The following is a 564-nucleotide window of genomic DNA, read 5'->3' on the forward strand; positions in this document are numbered from 1 at the left end:
CGGTTGTTTTTGTATAATAAAAGGAGCCCACCCGACTAAAAGGAGCTCCCATATGAAGTATAAGCAATTAAATAAAAAAATAAAAGACCAAATCGATATTTTATTAAGTATAGGATATTCGATGCGACAAGTTGGACGCGAACTGAATATTTCACATTCAACTATTTCGAGGTATAAAAGCAATCATTATAAGAAAAGAAAAATAGATATTCGACATAAATACAACCATTTAATCGATTACCTCAATTCTCGTTATGATCCCAAAGTCCGTTCTATCGATGTTTGCCTAAACAATTATAAAAGGTATCATCCTCATAAGCCCTGTGTATCCGTTCAGCAAGTGTATAACTGGATTAACCAAGGAAAACTTACGATTGATCCACTTAAGATGTGTTACAAGAGACGTAGACGAAAGAAGCGAATGAGTGGAATGATGAACCACTTTCAATGGAATTTGGAAAATCGAACTGTGCTACCAATTAGTCTGAGACCCAATTATATAGAGGCCCGAGATGAAATCGGTCATCTTGAAATTGACTCAATAATCGGTAAGAAAAATGAAAG

1 protein-coding gene is annotated in these 564 nt (G+C 34.8%); it reads left to right on the plus strand.

What is annotated here, in order from left to right; genetic code table 11:
• Positions 1-52 precede the first annotated feature (52 nt).
• Positions 53-564: helix-turn-helix domain-containing protein (locus GVV22_RS10935; protein ID WP_159650078.1), on the plus strand; the 512-nt coding region annotated here is incomplete at its 3' end.

Source organism: Erysipelothrix aquatica (assembly GCF_009828825.1).
Taxonomy (GTDB): domain Bacteria; phylum Bacillota_I; class Bacilli_A; order Erysipelotrichales; family Erysipelotrichaceae; genus Erysipelothrix; species Erysipelothrix aquatica_A.